This is a genomic window from Ruegeria sp. BE9 (assembly GCF_056538765.1).
Genome location: NZ_JBQFTS010000001.1, coordinates 620081 through 639643, shown reverse-complemented (window position 1 = coordinate 639643; position 19563 = coordinate 620081). Strand labels below are relative to the sequence as shown.

Below are 19563 nucleotides of genomic sequence, written 5' to 3'. Positions count from 1 at the left end.
GGTCTTCAATTTAACTGTTGAAAAACCGCTTCGGTTAGCTGATTCAATGAGAACGGCTTTGGCAGGAACGATGAGTTTTCGACCTCGGGCCCGGAGTCTCCAAAGGCCCCTTCGGTGTAGCCGGACATAAAGATTACCCTTACCTCTGGTCGCGTTTCCATCGCCTTGCGCACCCAGGTCGGGCCATCCATCCCCGGCATGACTACATCCGTGACAAAAACGTCCACGTTCAGCGAACCATCCTCAAGCAACAGCAGTGCTTGTTCGGCCGATTCAGCTTCGAGCACTGTGTACCCCTTCATCCGCAATGCGCGGGTCGCAAAAGCTCGTACCGGAGCCTCATCTTCAACCAACAGAACGACACCCTCACCCTGCTGAGAAATTGGCGCGTCTGAGACACTGACCTCGATTGGCGCTGCTTTCTCAGGTGCGGTTGAAACAGGAAGGTGAACTGTGAACTCTGTCCCATGGCCGGGCAGACTATCTACAAAAATGAAGCCACCTGTCTGCTTGACGATACCGTAGACGGTAGACAAGCCCAGACCCGTACCTTCACCCGTTCTCTTGGTGGTGTAAAACGGTTCAAACACCTTCTGCAGCTTATCTGCAGGGATCCCGACGCCGCTATCGATTACTTTGACGGTTACATATTCGCCCGGCTGCACGGTGGCCCGGTCTTTTGTGAAGGACTGCGTCAAGACCACGACTTCGGTCTCAATCCGAATTTCCCCTCCGTCTGGCATAGCATCACGCGCGTTAACGACGAGGTTCATTAGCACCTGCTCTAGTTGTCGCTTATCCGCGCGAACAGGTTTGAGTACCGGGTCGTGACTTAGTATCAACCGAACCTTTTCTCCAACCAGCCTATTCAACAGATGTATGAGATCGGAAATCGTATCGCGCAGATCAAGAACTTCTGGCTGCAGCGTTTGTTTGCGCGAGAACGCCAACAACTGGCTTACCAGTGCAGCTGCCCTGTTGGCGTTTTGGTTGATCTGAACAAGGTCTCCGTAATTTGGGTCGTTCTGGTCGTGCCGTAACAACAACAAATCACAATGCCCGGAAATCGCCGTTAGCAGGTTATTAAAGTCATGAGCGACGCCACCAGCGAGTTGCCCTACGGCCTGCATTTTCTGTCCCTGTACGAACTGAGCCTCAAGGGTCTTCAACTCGGTCGCATCATTCAAAACAGCAATCAGGTTCACTTGTCCGTTGTTCACAACACGGTTCAATGTGACCTGCACAAAGACTTCTTTGTCCTGACGCGCCAGACGTAGAAACTCAGACCGCATGGCAGGTTGCTGCGCAGCGGTCCGTTGGAGCCACTCCAGAATTGGATAGCCCTGACAACGCATTATCTGTTCGACGTTAGTTTCACCAAGCTGCACGTCCCCAATGAGTTTAACAGCAAGGCGATTTGCTTCGAGGATAGTGCCATCCGTCGAAAGACACATGATTGGAACAGGCAAGTCGGCAAACGACGCACCATTTGAACCGGGTTCGTGGTTGCTCAAAGGTAGCAGAAGTAAATCGCGCACCGTTCCCGAACGATTGAGCTCACATACCACGGCGGACGTTGATCCAGATACCGTTTGCACCTGAATAATTTCGCCCTCATCTCCAATAGTCGTTTGTAACACCTCCTTAATCGCTTCAGGTTTGCGCCCCAATAGGTGTTCAGCGGCAGTATTTACCCGCAGCACAGTTCCATTTCGCCCTTCGGTCAGAACAGGAAGGGAAATGTCGTCCCATTGTCCGGGCGTGCCCATGTGAAACCGCCAGCAAAAAAGGCCGTCACCGACGCGAAACACTGACATGGGAATGGTAGACCCGACAGTTACGATGTCCTCGCGAAATTTGCCGTAGATTTCGGCCATGGATTGCAACCGCAGGAGAATAGCCGGCGGATTCGCAAACAAGGTCTGTAAGCTTCGTTCTAAACGAATTCCGGGCCGCGCATGAAACTGCCCGCGTGCCTGCGAGTTGCACGTCAGGATATCCCCCTGAGCATTGGCGATTAGACAAGGAAACGCATCCTGTTCTGCAAACACCGCCATGGATTTTATGGCTTGCCGCGCGGAATAGTCTGCCACCTGCCCTCTGACCACGACCAAAAACGCGGTAGCTAACAACGAGACGCCTACGACCAGAAAATTCGTATTCCAAGTCTGGGGTATAGCTCCGACAACGGGCGCAAGGTTTACGATTACACCTAAAACAACAAGTGATGTTAGTCGCAATCCTGATGGAGCACTTTGACGGGTCGGGTCGGTGTAGATTTCCGCGGTATCAGGCATAAACAACTCAATTCGAGGGCGTTCGATAAAGGAGCCCAAATAAGGTTAATGCCAAGTTAAGATCAAACCGACACTCTCCTTTTGGTTGTTATTTTTTTAACAACTACCGCGTCAAGTGTGCCGTAAAGAAACCGTCAGCGCCGTGTGACACCAGCCACGTTTTCTGAAACTCACATCGCCAATCTGGACTGGAGCGTAAGAAGCTTTCGACAACGGCGCTGTTTTCACCGTTCAGCATAGAACAAGTGGCGTAAGCCAGCACTCCGTCTGAACGAACAAACGAAGAGACCTGCTTCAGGATGTCGAGTTGAATCTGCTTCAATTCTGCCAAACGTGTCTCAGTCAGCGCCCATTTTCCCGCAGGCGCTCTCCTCCATGAACCACTGCCGGAACATGGAGCATCCGCCAAAACCACGTCAAACGGCGCATGGCGAGCAATTTCATCAGTCGATAGAAGTGTGACACGTACCCCTGCCCGCTTCGCTCGTGCGGGAAGGTCTCGCATTCGGCCTTCGTTTACATCATAGGCGAACACTTCGACGCCCTGATGCGCCGCAAGCGCGAGAGATTTGCCGCCTCCACCCGCGCAATAGTCCAGAACTCGCATACCCGGTCGAAGATCCAGCGCCGCAATGACTGCTTGGCTGGCGGCATCCTGCAACTCAACCAGACCGTCGGCAAAAGCCCTACTATTGGCAATTTTCCGGGCGCCTTCGACAACTTCCAGCGCGGTTTCACACACAGGTAGCGTAGTGACTTGAATACCCTCAGCTTCAAGCGCTGCGACTGCTCGGGCCACATCGGTTTTGGCCAGATTCACACGCAAATGAACGGGTGCCCGGTGTTGAAGGGCCTGAACCACAGGGATCAGGTCGTCTTTTAATGAAGCTTCAAACAATGGCCATAGCCACTCGGGGATGTCATACCGTTCCGCTTCGCTTGCAAAGTCTCGACCTGCTTCGCTGTCCTGAACAAAATCCGGAGCATGCCGGGCACCAGTAAACAAAGAACCGATATCTTCGCCTTCAGCACGAATAGCCCCGATCATCAAACCACGACCGGTTTCTGAACCTCCGAGCGCAGCAAAAGACCGTTTGCAACGCAGCGCTGAAAACACATGGTCACGCACCGCAGCACGGTCTTTGGACCCTGCAAAACGGCTTCGACGCGCCCATCCGGTCAATGCCTTTTCAACCGGAACACCAGCCAAAATATCATCGAGGATTTCTATCGAAGACTGAATGCGCGCGGCCGGTATCATTACTGTGTCCAGTACTAATTCAAAGGATCGTCAGAAAACGCAAAACGGCGCCCGCGTCGGGGCGCCGTATTCTTCCACTGCAATAGTTACATTACCCGGTAGTTCGGGCTTTCGCGGGTGATTTGAACATCATGCACATGGCTTTCTTTCAGTCCGGCACCAGTAATTTTCACAAAGTTGCAGTTCTTGCGCATCTCTTCCACGGTCGCACAACCGGTATAACCCATAGCTGCACGCAAACCTCCGACCAATTGGTGAACAACAGCGCTGGCTGATCCCTTGTAGGGCACTTGCCCCTCGATCCCTTCCGGGACCAACTTGTCGTTGGCTGCATCCTTCTGGAAATAACGATCCGCCGAACCACGCGCCATGGCACCAAGACTACCCATCCCGCGATAGGACTTAAACGAACGTCCCTGATACAGGATCACTTCACCCGGGCTTTCATCTGTACCCGCGATCATCGACCCGACCATGGCACAGGAAGCTCCGGCAGCGATTGCCTTGGCGAAATCGCCCGAGAACTTGATGCCACCGTCGGCAATGATCGGAACATCGCCCGAGGCTGAGGCACAATCCATAATCGCCGTCAGCTGAGGCACACCGACCCCCGCAACCATCCGCGTAGTACAGATCGAGCCCGGCCCAATGCCGACTTTGATTGCATCCGCACCCGCATCGATCAACGCTTTGGTCGCATCACCAGTCGCCACATTGCCCGCGATGATTTGAACCTCGTTCGACAGGGTTTTGACGCGTCTTACGGCGTCAAGAACACCCTGAGAGTGACCGTGGGCAGTATCAACAACGATAATATCTACACCGGAATCCACCAGTTGCTCAGATCTTTCGAAACCGGCGTCACCGACAGAGGTCGCAGCCGCAACACGCAGGCGTCCCAGGCGGTCCTTACAGGCAGTTGGGTTTAGAACGGCTTGTTCGGTGTCCTTCAGAGTCAACAGACCGGTCAGCTTACCAGCGCCATCCACGACCAGCAGCTTTTCGATCCGCCGCGCCTTCATCAGGCTCTTGGCCTCTTCAAGATCGGCAGGTTCCTGAAGCATCGCAAGGTTATCTACGGTCATCATAGCCTTGATAGGCTGTTCGTCAGAAGTAGCGAACCGCATGTCGCGATTGGTTACGATCCCCACAACGCGGCCAGCTTCGTCAACAACCGGGAAACCGGTGAAGTTGTAACGCTCGACCAAAGCCTTGGCGTCAGCGAGGGTTTGGTCCGCTCTCAGGGTGACCGGGTTGTAGACAATACCCGACTCAAATCGCTTGACCCGCCGCACTTCACGGGCCTGTTCTTCTACTGACAAGTTCTTGTGAACGACGCCAATGCCACCAGCCTGCGCCATGGCAATCGCCATCCGCGCCTCGGTCACCGTGTCCATCGCCGAGCTGAGCAAGGGAATGTTCATGGTGATTTCTCGCGTCACGCGCGTAGTTGTATCCGCCGTCGCCGGCAGGACCGACGAGGCCGCCGGAACCAAGAGAACATCGTCAAAGGTGAGTGCCTCACGAATCTGCATCTGATAACCCCATGCAAAAGCCCGTTTGACGGTGACCCTATTACATGGATTCAAGCTAAGGAAAAGCCCCTGACCTAAACTTGTTTTCGTCTGTAAGGCGATGACGTGAGAAAAAACGACGCAACGCGCACAAAACGTGCCGCTGAATGGCCTTTCCCTTTGCTCACAAACTCATATCTTGCCCGGCATACGCGCGAATACAAAAAAGGTATGTCTCTTATGACCACCGATCCTCTTGTCGTTTTTACTCCTTCCGGGAAACGCGGGCATTTCCCTGTAGGTACTCCGGTCCTGACAGCCGCCCGGCAACTGGGTGTAGATCTGGATTCGGTCTGCGGCGGACGCGGAATCTGTTCAAAATGCCAAATCACGCCCAGCTACGGCGAATTTCCCAAACACGGCGTAAGCGTTTCCGAGGACGCGCTGAGTGAATGGAACGCTGTCGAACAACGCTACGACGATAAGCGCGGCCTAAAGCCGGGCCGCCGTCTGGGGTGCCAGGCAACGGTTCAGGGCGACATCGTGATCGACGTACCACCGGAAAGCCAAGTTCACCGCCAAGTCGTCCGAAAGGCCGCCGCTGCGCGCGCCATCACTATGGATCCGGCGACACGGCTTTTCTTTGTGGTAGTGGAAGAACCGGACATGCACTCGCCCACCGGGGATTTGGAGCGTCTTGAAAAAGCACTGCGTGAGCAATGGTCGATTGAAGCTATTACCGCTGATTTGTCCTTGATGTCCAAGCTGCAGCCAGTTCTGCGCAAAGGCAAATGGGAAGTCACAGTCGCTGTTCATAAAGACCACAAGGACGAAGTGGCTCGTATCATAGAAATCTGGCCTGGTTTGCACGAAAGCGGCTTGTATGGACTAGCCATTGACCTCGGCTCGACCACGATTGCAGCTCACCTTACCGACCTGGAGACGGGTGAAGTCAAAGCGTCCTCTGGCCTGATGAACCCCCAAATCCGCTTTGGCGAAGACCTCATGAGCCGGGTATCGTACGCCATGATGAACCCCGGCGGTGATCAAGAGATGACAAAAGCCGTGCGCGAAGCGATCAACGACCTGACCACTTCAATCGCGGAAGAAGCCGGAATTGATGCTGACCTGATTGTCGAAACGGTGTTCGTGTGCAATCCCGTCATGCACCATCTGCTGCTTGGTCTGGATCCAGTGGAATTGGGCCAAGCACCATTTGCATTGGCCACTTCCGAAAGCATGTCACTGCCTGCGCGTGAGATGGACCTGACCAAGATGAACCCGCGCGCGCAGGTCTATATTCTGCCGTGTATCGCTGGTCACGTGGGCGCAGACTGTGCCGCCGTTGCCTTGTCCGAAGAACCAGGCAAGTCAGAAGACCTCGTGCTGATTGTTGACGTCGGTACAAACGCCGAGATTCTACTGGGCAATACCAACCGTGTTTTGGCCTGTTCTTCGCCTACCGGCCCTGCGTTTGAGGGTGCTCAGATCAGCTCCGGCCAACGTGCCGCACCCGGTGCGATCGAGCGCATCGAAATCGATCCTGAGACCAAGGAACCTCGCTTCCGTGTTATCGGGTCGGACAAATGGTCGAATGAGGAAGGCTTTGATCGGGACATTGCAACCACTGGCATCACAGGCATTTGTGGCTCCGGCATCATTGAAGCCGTTGCTGAAATGCGCATCGCTGGCCTGTTGGACGAGAGCGGTCTGATCGGATCGGCCGAGCAAACCGGTACCGTTCGTAGTGTTCCCGAAGGCCGCACAAACGCTTACCTAATCCATGATGCGAGCGCAGAAGGCGGTCCGCGTATCACCGTGACCCAAGGTGACATCCGCGCAATTCAGCTTGCCAAGTCCGCCCTCTATGCCGGTGCACGCCTGCTGATGGATGTTATGGAGGTCGACAAGGTCGATCGTGTGGTCTTGGCCGGTGCGTTTGGTGCCCATATATCGACCAAGCACGCGATGGTGTTGGGTATGATCCCTGACGCTCCGTTGGACAAGGTCTCAAGCGCGGGTAACGCCGCTGGTACCGGTGCACGGATCGCGTTGTGTAACATCGGCGCAAGGACAGAGATTGAATGTGTTGTTCGCGAGATCACAAAGGTTGAAACGGCTATCGAACCAAAATTCCAGGATCACTTCGTGGCCGCAAACGCAATCCCGCACAAAACCGATCCCTTCCCAGAACTCGCGCAAGTAGTCACCCTGCCCGCGCCTTCGTTCAACACGGGTGGCGATGACGAAAAAGGTGGCCGCCGTCGGCGCAGGAGGTCATAGTCACCTCATAAATCGGAGGCAGGCATGACCACGGCGAATGAAGAGCAAGCAGAATACTGGGGCGCATCCGAAAACGGTACCAAATGGTTGACCTACGAAGACCAATTGGACCAAGCATTTGCCCCGGTTCTAGAATTAGTTCTTAGTCGAGCAAACCTGTCTCCGGGTTTGAAGGTTCTGGACATCGGCTGTGGCACCGGCGTCAGCACGCTTGCCGCAGCCAGCGCCGTCGACCCCAAGGGTCATGTCATGGCCGCCGACATCTCGCAACCATTTCTCGATCGAGCCGCCGACAGAGCATCTGATAGCGGTTTAGAAAACCTGTCGTTTCAGTATGCGGACGCGCAGACATTTTCATTTCCAAGCGAACAGTTCGACGCTGCAATCTCTCGTTTTGGCGTCATGTTCTTCAGTGATACAGTCGCCGCATTTTCAAACATCGCAAAAGCCTTGAAACCAGGTGGGCAAATGACTTTTGCAGCATGGGGACCTCTCGGAGATAACCCGTGGTTTCGGATTCCGCACGTTGCCGCCGTCAAACAGCTGGGACAACCGCCACGCGTTGATCGCTATGCGCCCGGCCCGTTGGCTTTTCACGATATTGATCACGTCACCGGTATGATGAGCCAGGCCGGATTGACCGACATCAGGGGCGAAGCGGTAAACGTTGGACTGACGAGTGTTGGCGGTCCGCAAGGTACAGCGGTCCTTTGTACACGAGTTGGCCCAGCCGCTCGTGTAATTGCACATTTCGAAGGATCAAAGCAGGATATTCAGGCCATTCAGGAAGATGTAACCGCAGAATTCCAGCAATTCCAAACTGGCGAAGACTTCTCGGTCCCGGCGGTCATCAACATGTACCAAGCAAGGCGTTCTGCTTGATTGGAGCGGGTAGCCCGCACCATGTTGCTGTTGCAACATGGTGCAAATGAACTCAACCCCTTTGCCAGTGTTGCATTTTGCGAATTACAACAGTCCGAGGCCAGTCCTTTGTTCCAACGGTTGCCCAACAGGCAATTGATGAGCCATATGCCCGACTAAACTCGTTCCTGTTGGTTCTAAGACGCAAGGATAAGCTTATGATCGGCCCAGATATCTTGGTAAATTCGGCGAACGTCGTTTATCTCTTTTCGTACTCCGTGCGGGACATTCTTCAATTAAGAATCCTCACGGTTATTGGGGGCGGACTTCTGCTGCCCTATTTCTACCTTCAGACTTCAACACTCTGGGTTCCAATTGGCTGGAATATTTTCTTTATCTTAATCAATCTGTACTGGATCGCGAAGCTCTTAGCTGAACGGAGGCCCGTCCGATTCACCGAGGAGGAGCGCCGCCTTTACACGAAGGCACTACAAAACCTCTCAGAAAAAGATGCATTTAAGCTGTTTCGAATGGCGGAACGTAGATCAGTCGACGCTGGAACTGACCTCATAACGCAAGGCGATACTGTCGCGGAGTTGTCGTTAATTGTCGAAGGAAAGGTCGTTGTTGAAGAGAGCGGAACTCGTGTTGATACCCTCAGTGAAGGTAGTTTCCTCGGTGCTATAGCATTCCTGAAACAAGACAGTGAATTCAACACGCCGGTCACAGTCCGCTCTCTGGAATCTACTAAGCTCATGACGTGGAAGTTCTCGGAGCTTAACGCCGAGTTCACTCGCAGTTCAGACTTGCAGATCTCAGTGCAAGCTCGCTTAGGTATCGAAATCTCTAAGTGGCTCCAGACGACTCGTCAGGCGCTCCTTAGCGCCTAAATTCAATAGTAATTGGAAGTCCGTTCTGTGCTCAGAGCGGTTATCTGACGACCTCCATCAAGCACAAGGCGGCTGAGCCGTTAGGGGCGTCCTGTGTGCGGACAAAGTCGGAATTGCCCGAATGTCCGCTCATAGGCTGATTGGACGGCGACTACAATCTAGCCGCCATCCATCTGCTTCAAAGTCGATTAGAAGGAAAGCTGGTAGTAGGCTGACAGCATCACCGCGATAATCACAAGTTCAACGAACAACGGGGGAAGAACAGCCTTGTCAAACCCATCCGCCAGAATTCCGACAATACGTCCGGCAGCAACAACCGCCATCAGGATCGCAACAGCGAGATAGCCCTGTGTCTGCCCGGTGGTCAGACCGATCACTAGCAAAGCCATTGAGGCCAGAAATAACCCGCCAATCACCGAACGGATCGTGCTGAGCCCGGCGGTGCCGACCGGCTCGATGGCAAAGTTGGCGACCATACGCCGGGGGGCGAACATTGACATGAAGCCAAGACCAAACAGCATAAGAGTTGCAAGGATGACGAAGATGTTCAGCATTGTTTCCATTTCATTTCTCCATTGTTTCAGGCGTACTGACGCAATGCTTGCTGCGCGTTTTCCTGAGTGGTTATGTCTGACAGAGCCCTGTCGATGCCGGCTTGATCCACGACAGGTCCGGTGGGATAGCCCGTTTGACTGGCATAGAAGTGGCCGGTTTTGAATTCCGGATTTAGCAACCCGTCCAGATACCGTTTTGCCCCGGTCTCAACGCTGTGCATCATGCCGAACAGGGGCATCAACACACCGCCCACATGTTTGAAGACAATGCGTTTCATAAGTGGCAGGTCGTCAAAGCCAGCAGTTCCTGCGGTGCCTCCGGGGCTCATGGTGACAAAGCGAATATGGGGATGTTGACGGGCCATCGCTCCCATCCAGAGGGTCGCTGTCAACTTGGCGTAGCCATAGGTCTGCATCGGATCGCCCTCGGGGCCAAACTTGCTACCATCCGCGATTGACCGGAACTCGTCCACGGTTCCTTCGGACAGTTCGGGCCGATGCATCCCCATTTTGGGAATACCGCGAGCAGCTTCAGACCCGGCGTAGAGTATTGTGGACGTTACCAACTGCCGCTCCAACAATTCGTCCACCAACACCACATGGCCCAGAACGTTTGTTGCGAAAATGTTGGTCACGCCATCGCTGGTGAGGCTGTTTGGGTTCTGCCCGCCCGTGCCACCCGCATTCAGGATTACAGCGTCAATCGGGGTGGAGAGTTCGGCCACAGCGGCGCGAACCGAAGCTGGATCGGTCACGTCCATCAAGACAATTTCAAAAATGTTGCGTCCGGTTTCATGTTCCAGCGATGATTTCGCTGCCTTGGCTTTGGTTGGGTTGCGGCAGGCCAGATAGACCTTGGATATGCCTTTCTGAAGCGCAAGTTGCCGGGCCGCTTCTCGGCCCAACCCGGCATTTGCGCCGGTGATCAATACAGACTGTATCTGGTTCATCGGGTAGGATCCTTGGGTTTAAGTTCGACAGGCCCAAGGTAAGATGGTCAATATATGATCTGTAGATCGGTAATTGTGGACACGATGCTTCAATTATGAAACACAAGTTTCATGTCGATCAGGGAAAGCCACTCTCTCAACTGGGATGATCTCAAGTACTTTCTTGCTGTTGCACGAACTGGAACATTGCGGGGCGGCGCGGATAGCATTCAGGTCAACCACACGACATTGACCCGGAGACTTTCAATTATGGAGGAACGTGTCGGAAGTCGCCTCTTTGATCGCTCCAAGCTAGGTTTGGTTTTGACACAGCTTGGCGAAGACCTGATGCCGTATGCAGAGCGTGTTGAAGCTGAAATGACCGCTGCTTCTCGGGTGATCGTTGGTCGGGACGCGCAGCCAGCGGGCACGGTTTATGTTACGTTGCCTCATGGTCTGGCGATGACCTCGCTGATGGATGATTTCGCCGCCTTCGCTGACCTCTACCCAGACATTACCCTAAACATGAACTTCACCAACGACATCCGCGATCTGACGCGACGCGAAGCCGATGTCTCGCTGCGCATTGCTAATGAGGTGACTGATGACGTGGTCGGCAGAAAACTGGTTCAAATGTCCCAAGCCGCTTATTGCACTAGAGAATACGCCGAGAAGGTCAGCGACAACGGCGGAGAAGGACTTCATTTTATCGGCTGGCATGAGCCGGAAGAGGCAATTACGGCCAAATGGCTCAAAGACAGCTACTACCCAAAAGCTCAGCTCAGGCACCGTGTTTCAGAACTTGTGCCCTTGATCACATTGGCGGCGTCCGGTCTCGGCATGGCCTATCTTGCGTGCAATCTTGGCGACCGCCATCCTGATCTGATCCGCGCGCCCTTCCAAAAGCCGACTCCGTACCGGAGCATCTGGCTGTTGCTGCATCGCGATCTTCGGAACACCGCACGGGTCCGGCTATTTGTTGATTTTCTAGCTGAACAAGTAAAATCAAGGCGTAACGAGTTCTGGGTCTCTGGAACAGTGCGCTCAGATACCGGTCATTCGCTGCGTCTCAACAAATGAGCAGGTTGGGCTCAAGGTGGTCGTTCGCTACACTGGCTATGAACTACTACTAAGCGGACAATCAGGACGCAGGATATGGCAGGCATTGAAACATTGATTCTCGTTTCGTGTTTGAATTGATCAGGAACGAGGCACCAAAAGTGTTTCTGTTTGCAATTTTGCTTTTTTTGACGAGCATAATCTTGTTTTTCCGATGCGGGACTTAACGCTACTGCCGAACCCGATAGCCGGAAGCAATGATCTGGTTTATCAGAGCAGCCGCGGCCTGGTGCATTACCTTTTCATCACTGTTGCCGACCGCTGCTTCGTGGGCAGCGGCTGCGTCACGCAGAACTCCCACAATCTCATGTTCGGGCAGGAGCTCACGATCTTTAATTGCAAGCAAAAGCGCTTCACAGATTGAGAGTGCGGCCATTCCTGAGTGGTCTTGCCGGTCGGCCATGGTTGACGTCCTTTTGTAACAGGCGTCCAAGCAAGGAAGCGCCACGATGAATTGCATCATTCTGGCATAGATTGCTGTATACTTAACTGATCGAAAGCAGTCTTGGCGTCGGATAGTTTCGCGGGCTGCTCATCGATGAAGGAAGAAATTTGCCCGCTATCAAGAACAGTCCGCTCACCCGAAAACTCTCAAACTTCGTCGCTCTGACTGAGGTTGAACTTGCGGTGTTAGCACGCTTGCACAAACGCCGCAGAACCTTTGAAGCCGGACGTGACCTTGTGCATCAAGGGCAATCAGAGCAGGCTGCCTACATTCTGGCCTCGGGCTGGGTTTGTTCCTACAAAACCCAGACTGACGGGTCGCGTCAGATCGTCGATTTCCAAATACCGGGTGACTTTCTGGGTTTGCGAAGCGTTCTGCTGCACACCTCGGATCACAGCATAGAACCAATCATGGAAATCCAAGCTATTGAGGTAGTAGTGGATGATCTCCTGGAAGCATTTGCGCAAACGCCCCGGCTGGCGACAGCAATTCTTTGGGCGGTATCTCGAGATGAAGCGATGGTGGTTGAGCACCTGGTCAACATAGGACGGCGAGATGCGGGTGAGCGCATGGCGCATTTTCTTTTGGAACTTGGTGTGAGGCTGACTCAGGTCGGGATGGCAAACAAGACGGGATACACTTGCCCCCTGACACAATACCACCTTGCCGATGCGCTGGGACTGAGTGCCGTGCATGTTAATCGTGTCCTACGGCAACTGCGGGAGAAGGGGTTGGTTACTTTTCAATCCGGGCAAGTGGCATTTGATGATTATGACGGACTGGTGACGTTGGCCGGTTTTGACCCCACTTATCTGGATCAGGCCGGGCCACTGTTGAAGCAATAGGTTCACCCCTCGGGCGATGCCGGGGTTTTGATGATGGTTGCCTGGTTAGAGACGCCATTCTCTTCGGCAGATTTGGGATTTCACTGAAAAAGAAGCGCAAGATAAATACAGTCCGATTGCGGTACTGGATTTCCTGCGCTTCTCAATTACTCGTTAAGAACACGCCAGCAAATATCCCGCCAACACAAATCAGGTTGCCGGAAACCAAACATCGTTGCACTGACTCAGGTTAGTCAATTTTCTGGCAGTATCTGATCCTCAGATGCCAAATGCATTTGAGATTCCAATAGAATCTCAAGTCATTGGCCGCCGACTAACATCGATCAGCGCACGTCTGCCATTTGCACATTATTCTAATTTACAACGCCAGTACTTCCGCGGCGCTTAAGAGCGTGTTCAGCGGCAGACTGTGCGGGGAAGATCCAACAAACTATTTGGAGGGCTAAGGTGAGCACGAGATCGTCCAGTTCTTTGGTGACGTTTTCAAATCCGTTCTCTTTGTGCGGCTACCCGGATGAACTTCCTGCAGGCGAGTATGAAGTAATTGTTGAAGAAGAACTATTACAGGGCCTGAGTTTCGAAGCATATCGAAGAACCGGAACCTACCTGACGGTTCAGAGCAAAGGCAGCAAGCCAGGCCGCACAGAAATGCGCCCCATCGACCCAAAAGATCTCGAACTGGCACTTAAGCACGACCAGACCTTGGCCACATCTAACAATGACAGCGATGCGGCGCTTTCCCCGCAGGAGGAATAGATTATGAACACGCCCGAATGGCTTAAACCCGGAATCTACGGCGCCCTGATCGGAGGGGTTTTCGTCGGCGTCGTTGGATTTTCTTGGGGTGGATGGATGACCGGCAGTAACGCGGACAAGATGGCCAACGCCATGTCCCGCGACAATGTAATCGCTGCGTTGGTTCCGATCTGCATCGACATGGCTAGAACTGACGCCCAACGCGCCGAAAAAATAACGACGATCAAAGAAGCTTCTTCTTTCAAGCGAAAGGATGCCGTTATGGCAGCCGGCTGGGCAACGGTACCGGGATCCCAAACCCCCAACAAAGATCTGGCACAGGCCTGCATTGAGGGGCTGAACCTGGATGGATCGTAACTCAATCACTCAACATTCGGACAACGCCGTTTGCACCAGGACAGTTCGAAAAAATCAGTACTGGTTTTACTCTCACTTCATGACGGCGCTGTTTGTTGGCGTTTTCAGCTGCTTGACGGGCTCCTTTATCTCATCAAGTCCCGCATCGGCCGAAACAAACTCTATCCCGGACAACGCGCATCCCAAAAAGTATGGCGACGGTTGGGAATGCGATTTGTCCTATCGGTTGGAAGGCGAAGAATGCGTGGCCATTGCCGTCCCAGAAAATGCCTACCCGACAAACAGAACCTATGGTTCGGGCTGGGCATGTACACATGGCTTTGTTGAAGTTGGTGGCACCTCATGCGTTGAAGTAATTGTGCCTGAGGGCGGATATCTCGATCCATCAGGTGAGAGGTGGCGGTGCCTGCGTGGGTACACAAGGGTAGACGATAGCTGCCAAAAAATCGTGGTGCCGGACAACGCCTACCTGACGAACAGTACCTACGGATCTGTATGGCTTTGCAATCGTGGCTACGAGACAGATGGTGAAGCGTGCGTTGCAATAGCAGTGCCGGATAATGCCTTCCTGAACGCATCAACCCACGGGCGTCCCTGGACATGCGAGCGCGGATATTTTGAGCGAGACGGAAGGTGCGATGCAGTCATCGTGCCTGAAAACGCTTTCTACGATGACGCGATCCACGGAGTTGGATGGAAATGCGAACGTGGCTACGAGGCGTCCGGTGATCACTGCGATGCAATCGATCTACCCGCAAATGCCCATATCGACCGATCCGGCAATGGGTGGCAATGCCACAGAAATTTTCATCGGTCGGAAGGGCTGTGTGTTCTGAACGAATGAGGTTTCAGTCAGAGAGCCCACTTTTCCAAACTTCACATTTTGTGCCCGTTCTTACCTAGGACGGCGTGTTTCACACTCCAAAAAGGAACAGATATGAAACCCGTACCCATTGCGTCGGATGCCAAGCAGTTCATTGCCAGCGATGCGCAAGAGCTGCCGCCTGAACAAGCCGTTTTTCCGGAGCTTCACCGCAAGACACTTGTGACAGACATACCGACTGCAATTGTGTATTGCGAAGGAAACTTCGCAAAGATCGATGGCAAGACGGCTAATGGTCTCGTTCGACATTCACAGGCCTATCGCGTTCTTTCGGTGATCGACAGCACGTTTGCCGGCTGTGACAGTGGCAAAGTGCTTGATGATGTCGCCAATCAGGTTCCCATCTTCGATGATCTTGATGCCGCCGTCGCTAATGAAGCTACGATCCCCGACACGTTTATTTACGGAATGGCGCCGGCCAGCGGCAGAATGTCCCTTGAGGATCGCGAAGTTGTTGTGGATGCGATTACGCTCGGAATGAACATCGTCAGTGGGCTGCATGAATTTCTTAGCGATGACAAAGAGCTCGTCGGATTTGCCAAAATTCACGATGTCACGATACGCGACATTCGCAAGCCGCGGCCCAATCCCGACCTGCGCCTGTTAGATGGCAGTATTGGAGACGTCCAGGCGATCCGCATCGCGGTGTTCGGCACCGATTGTGCAATTGGAAAGCGTACAACCGCGACAATCCTGACAGGCGCACTTAACGCGCATGGGATCAAAACAGTTTTGGTCGGCACCGGCCAGACAGGTTTGATGCAGGGCGCCAAGTATGGCGTTGCGATGGATTCGGTGCCGCCGCAATTTTGTTGTGGCGAACTTGAGCGTGCTGTTGTTGCAGCATCTGAAGGTGAGCGCCCCGATGTCATAGTGATCGAGGGCCAGGGCGCGCTCAGCCATCCGGCCTTTTGTACATCAGCCTTTATTCTGCGAGGCAGTCAGCCACATGCAGTTATTCTTCAACACGCGCCTAAACGAAAACGTCGATGTGATTTCCCCAACATGACTATGCCCGACCCTTGCGATGAAATCACCCTGATCGAGGCTTTTGCGAACACAGAGGTAATTGGCATTACGATCAACCATGAAGGAATGAATGATGTTGAGATTTCAAAGGCCATCACAGACTACAACTGCAAATTGTATCTCCCGGTCACTGACGCATTGAACCGCCCTCCAAAAAACTTGGTGAATATGGTTCTATCTGCCTTTCCGCGCTTGCAACCCGTACGTGCTACGACGATTGAATGAGCAAGCTGCGTATCGACGTTGATCTGGACAAAATTCGGTACAACACACGGTTCCTGGTCGACCACCTTAGACCCCGCGGAATTACAGTGACAGGCGTGACCAAAGCCGTGTGCGGTCATCCGTCGATTGCGAATGCTATGATTGAAGGTGGCGCGACAGGGCTGGCGGACGCCCGGATCAGCAATGTCATGCGTATGCGCAATGCTGGAATCTCGTGTCCCATATCCTTGATCCGAACGCCCATGTTGAGCCAGGTCGAGCAAGTCGTTGATAACTGCGATGTCAGCTACAACACAGAGATGGACATTATCGCCTGCCTGGCCATCAATGCGCTGGGAAAGAACATTACTCACAACATTATCCTGATGGTGGAAATGGGGGATATGCGGGAAGGCATCTTGCCTGAACACCTTGAAAGCACTGTGTCTCAAATTCTAAGAATGGAAGGGATTTCTCTGAAGGGGATTGGCGCAAATTTTGCCTGTCTTGGTCATGTGGCACCCTCTGCAGAAGCAATGGCATTGCTTTCATCGCTTGCCATCGACACCGAGCGCGCGTTTGGACCCGCTCTTGAAACAGTGTCAGGCGGCGGCTCTGCCAGTTTGCCATGGGCGCTTGGCAAGGGTGCGACCGGAAAGATCAGCAACCTGCGTCTGGGTGAGGCTATCCTGTTGGGTACCGATCCTGTATCCGGGCACGCGATCGGCGGGCTTTATACAGATGCTTTCACTCTTTGGGCGGAAGTGATCGAAACAAAAGCCAAATCAAACCCAAATCCCGTGCGAATGAATTACCCTATACCTTCAATGCAGTGTGTGACTTTAGACGGTCCTTCGAATACTCGGTCGATCCTTGCGATCGGACTCCAGGACACCGATGCGGCGGGTCTTGTATTCCCTGCGGGCGTCACGTTCGTCGGAGCCACCAGCGATCATATCATTGTTGAAACCACTGATTGTCCGGCTCGCGCTGGTGGCGAGATGAAGCTAAGAATGAAGTATAGCGCGCTTTCGCGAAGCATGGCAGCACCTGATGTTGCAAAGGTCTTCCGTGGTGCTAGCGCATTGGCAGAAATCATCGCTGCAAACAATGATCGTCCATATTCGAAGTGAAGGTTGCGCACAAAGATCGTCGCCGATCAATCTCAGACCTCAGTCTACCGTCTTATTCTACAGCTTTACATAGTAAATTGGGCCACCAATACCTATATTGGTGGTATCCGCATTCACTTTTCACTCCCCATCTGGGCTCGTGGGTGGTGCGGACAATCAAAGGATCAAAATGATGTCTTTCAAGGACCTGACGACCAGAGCGGCCGCCGCACTGAAAAAAAACGATGCGGACGCGCCAAAAAAAGAAGCGACGTCTAAAAGACCTGACGTCGTCCCCGAAAAACCAAAGGCCAAGCCTCAAGGTTAATAATACCCTGCCGGGATCGGGTGGCTTGTTCTTGGTTACAGCTCCGAACGGGCGGTATCTGCAAAGGAGAACTACCCTAATGGACCAGATAGTCAGCAAGTCAATCGCAGTCTTTTCCAAGCCGTTTGCTTTCCCTGGGTTTGACGAATTACTCCCGGCGGGCGAATACGAAATAGAAACAGAGCTTTCCGCACCGCCGGACTATTTGAACCCGGAAGCCTGGAAAGCATCGGTGCTAATCTGCCTGCATCCAAGGGAATCTCACCCCGGTCTGGCGCGAACGCTGACAGTTTCTCTTGCTGATTTGGACAGAGCACGTGCAAAGGACAAGTTGTCTTCAAAGGAGTTGTCGCAGTTCCTGCTCGACCAACTATTGGCCGATCCCATGGTGCAATTGATTATGAGGGCAGATGGCGTTTCAGAGGCACAACTTCGACACCTCTACTCGGACTCGCTCATTTCTGAGGCAGACGACAGATCATCAGATCAACGTGCCCTACGGCGAGGATGCGGAAGCGGCGCTCAGTATGCCTTCGCGGTCCAAGCTGCCGAGAATGAAGGAATGCCGGTTCGTCCTTTAATTACCCCTCGGACTGCAGGCCGCCCCATAGGACAGTCTGAACCAGGCAGTTCCTTCAACCCCAAGGCATAGTGCTCGGAACTTTCTTTTCCAACCGCGGAGTAAACCAAAACAGAAATCGAGGCTAAGAACTGATGGAAGACTTGGACGACGAAACAGATGCAATCATGGCTCGCGCTCAAAATGACGTGCCGCAAGAACGCCCGTGCCTACGTTGCAGAACTCCATTCTGGAGCGAGGGGTTCGGAGAGCGGATTTGTCGACGCTGCAAGGGGTTGAGCGCCTGGCGAAATGGCGTACCGGTAAGCCCCGGGCTAGCTCGGCGTCGCTGATAAACTGACGACAGTCTTACCAGCTTTTCTGATCATATCTCATTTTATCTTATTGGTGCTGACCCAGCCCGCTGATCCGGGCCTTTTAACGTGGAACCCGATCGGTAATCGGGGCTGAAGACGAAGCGTACGCGCAGTTTGGATTCGAACCGTTCTTCTGCGTAGCGATATGGGCTCAAGCCGCCAAATGCACACGCTGAGACCATGCCACTATTCATAATCGGGCAGCAGGCATTCACGCCGCTTGTACTATTTGATTGTCAGCGCGGTGCTGTCGCTTGGGTGCGGGGGGGTGGAACGGAGTGCATGATATGCCAAGAGTCCAACTACCCGCAGTCACCCCAAAACCCAGAGCTTGGAACAAGGGGCGGATCATCGGTCAGAAACGACCGCTACTCCCAAAACAGGTCTGGGCGATCCGTGCACGGCTCGAACTTGCTGGAAATCTTCGTGATCTCACAATTTTCAACGTCGCGATTGATAGCAAGCTACGCGGCTGCGATCTGGTCAAACTCGCTGTGACCGATCTTGTCAAAGACGATCGCGTCCGTGAACGTGTTTCGGTGATCCAGAGCAAAACCAAGCGACCTGTTCAATTCGAACTGACGGAAAACACGCGAGAAACTGTATTGGTATGGGTAAAATCACCGGAAATGTTTGCTAGCCGGTTCATGTTTCCAAGCCGATTCCATGATCGACCACACATCTCGACGCGCCAGTATGGCAGGCTGGTTCGAGACTGGGTGACCGCAATCGGATTGGAACCGAGCGGATATGGCACGCATTCGCTTCGCCGAACCAAAGTAGCTGAGATCTACCGCAAGACAGGAAATCTCCGCGCGGTCCAACTTCTGCTTGGGCACACAAAGGTCGATAGCACCGTGCGATACCTGGGCGTTGAATTGGAAGACGCGCTAAGCATTGCAGAGCGCATAGACATCTGAGACAGTTTGGCGAGCGGCGCTGTCGGTCGCCAATCCATAG

The 19563-nt window shown here is 53.4% G+C and carries 18 protein-coding genes; 12 read left to right on the top strand and 6 right to left on the bottom strand.

The genetic code is table 11. The features are described 5' to 3' along the window. Positions 1 to 5: 5 nt before the first annotated feature. From ACR0EO_RS03100 to guaB, 3 genes are all read right to left on the bottom strand, one after another. Positions 6 to 2297, bottom strand: a complete 2292-nt coding sequence (locus ACR0EO_RS03100; RefSeq protein WP_480686947.1) for a hybrid sensor histidine kinase/response regulator — start codon at positions 2295 to 2297, stop codon at positions 6 to 8. Between the two features lie 103 nt (positions 2298 to 2400). Continuing rightward, positions 2401 to 3558: an RsmB/NOP family class I SAM-dependent RNA methyltransferase gene (locus tag ACR0EO_RS03095; RefSeq protein WP_480686946.1), complete on the bottom strand. Its 1158-nt coding sequence runs from the start codon at positions 3556 to 3558 to the stop codon at positions 2401 to 2403. Between the two features lie 86 nt (positions 3559 to 3644). Then, positions 3645 to 5093 carry an IMP dehydrogenase gene (gene guaB / locus ACR0EO_RS03090; RefSeq protein ID WP_480686945.1) on the bottom strand — a complete coding sequence of 483 codons (1449 nt, stop codon included), beginning with the start codon at positions 5091 to 5093 and terminating at the stop codon, positions 3645 to 3647. Positions 5094 to 5312: 219 nt separating this feature from the next. On the opposite strand from guaB, the gene ACR0EO_RS03085 reads away from it, so the two are divergent. From ACR0EO_RS03085 to ACR0EO_RS03075, 3 genes are all read left to right on the top strand, one after another. After that, positions 5313 to 7355 carry an ASKHA domain-containing protein gene (locus ACR0EO_RS03085; RefSeq protein WP_480686944.1) on the top strand — a complete coding sequence of 681 codons (2043 nt, stop codon included), beginning with the start codon at positions 5313 to 5315 and terminating at the stop codon, positions 7353 to 7355. A gap of 24 nt (positions 7356 to 7379) precedes the next feature. Next, positions 7380 to 8237, top strand: a complete 858-nt coding sequence (locus ACR0EO_RS03080) for a class I SAM-dependent methyltransferase (RefSeq protein ID WP_480686943.1) — start codon at positions 7380 to 7382, stop codon at positions 8235 to 8237. A 197-nt stretch (positions 8238 to 8434) separates the two neighbouring features. Next, complete coding sequence (locus tag ACR0EO_RS03075; protein WP_480686942.1) at positions 8435 to 9106, top strand: cyclic nucleotide-binding domain-containing protein; 672 nt, start codon at positions 8435 to 8437, stop codon at positions 9104 to 9106. 188 nt (positions 9107 to 9294) lie between these two features. Here ACR0EO_RS03075 and ACR0EO_RS03070 read toward each other — a convergent pair whose 3' ends face one another. Further along, on the bottom strand, positions 9295 to 9669 hold the full coding sequence (locus ACR0EO_RS03070) for a DUF4345 family protein (protein WP_480686941.1): 375 nt from the start codon (positions 9667 to 9669) through the stop codon (positions 9295 to 9297). 17 nt (positions 9670 to 9686) lie between these two features. After that, on the bottom strand, positions 9687 to 10610 hold the full coding sequence (locus tag ACR0EO_RS03065; RefSeq protein ID WP_480686940.1) for an SDR family NAD(P)-dependent oxidoreductase: 924 nt from the start codon (positions 10608 to 10610) through the stop codon (positions 9687 to 9689). A 111-nt stretch (positions 10611 to 10721) separates the two neighbouring features. Here ACR0EO_RS03065 and ACR0EO_RS03060 point away from each other — a divergent pair, with 111 nt between their 5' ends. Further along, positions 10722 to 11669 carry a LysR family transcriptional regulator gene (locus ACR0EO_RS03060; protein ID WP_480686939.1) on the top strand — a complete coding sequence of 316 codons (948 nt, stop codon included), beginning with the start codon at positions 10722 to 10724 and terminating at the stop codon, positions 11667 to 11669. Between the two features lie 208 nt (positions 11670 to 11877). Here ACR0EO_RS03060 and ACR0EO_RS03055 read toward each other — a convergent pair whose 3' ends face one another. Beyond that, a complete protein-coding gene (locus ACR0EO_RS03055; protein WP_171722474.1) occupies positions 11878 to 12111 on the bottom strand; it encodes a hypothetical protein in 234 nt (77 codons plus the stop codon). 149 nt (positions 12112 to 12260) lie between these two features. On the opposite strand from ACR0EO_RS03055, the gene ACR0EO_RS03050 reads away from it, so the two are divergent. The 8 genes from ACR0EO_RS03050 (at position 12261) to ACR0EO_RS03015 (ending at position 19523) form a co-directional block, all read left to right on the top strand. Beyond that, entirely contained in the window at positions 12261 to 12998 is a 738-nt protein-coding gene (locus ACR0EO_RS03050; RefSeq protein ID WP_171722473.1) for a Crp/Fnr family transcriptional regulator, read from the top strand. Between the two features lie 447 nt (positions 12999 to 13445). Beyond that, a complete protein-coding gene (locus tag ACR0EO_RS03045) occupies positions 13446 to 13754 on the top strand; it encodes a hypothetical protein (RefSeq protein WP_171722472.1) in 309 nt (102 codons plus the stop codon). 3 nt (positions 13755 to 13757) lie between these two features. Beyond that, entirely contained in the window at positions 13758 to 14111 is a 354-nt protein-coding gene (locus ACR0EO_RS03040; RefSeq protein ID WP_171722471.1) for a hypothetical protein, read from the top strand. After that, positions 14101 to 14955: a hypothetical protein gene (locus tag ACR0EO_RS03035; RefSeq protein WP_480627490.1), complete on the top strand. Its 855-nt coding sequence runs from the start codon at positions 14101 to 14103 to the stop codon at positions 14953 to 14955. Before ACR0EO_RS03040 ends, ACR0EO_RS03035 begins: the two co-directional genes overlap by 11 nt. Before the next feature lie 93 nt (positions 14956 to 15048). Further along, on the top strand, positions 15049 to 16248 hold the full coding sequence (locus ACR0EO_RS03030) for an N-acetyltransferase DgcN family protein (protein ID WP_480686938.1): 1200 nt from the start codon (positions 15049 to 15051) through the stop codon (positions 16246 to 16248). Continuing rightward, positions 16245 to 17360: an alanine/ornithine racemase family PLP-dependent enzyme gene (locus ACR0EO_RS03025; RefSeq protein WP_480686937.1), complete on the top strand. Its 1116-nt coding sequence runs from the start codon at positions 16245 to 16247 to the stop codon at positions 17358 to 17360. The genes ACR0EO_RS03030 and ACR0EO_RS03025 overlap by 4 nt, the downstream gene beginning before the upstream one ends. 386 nt (positions 17361 to 17746) lie before the next feature. Continuing rightward, on the top strand, positions 17747 to 18319 hold the full coding sequence (locus ACR0EO_RS03020) for a hypothetical protein (RefSeq protein ID WP_480686936.1): 573 nt from the start codon (positions 17747 to 17749) through the stop codon (positions 18317 to 18319). Positions 18320 to 18890: 571 nt separating this feature from the next. Then, positions 18891 to 19523 carry a tyrosine-type recombinase/integrase gene (locus ACR0EO_RS03015; protein ID WP_480577249.1) on the top strand — a complete coding sequence of 211 codons (633 nt, stop codon included), beginning with the start codon at positions 18891 to 18893 and terminating at the stop codon, positions 19521 to 19523. The last annotated feature ends 40 nt before the right edge of the window (positions 19524 to 19563 follow it).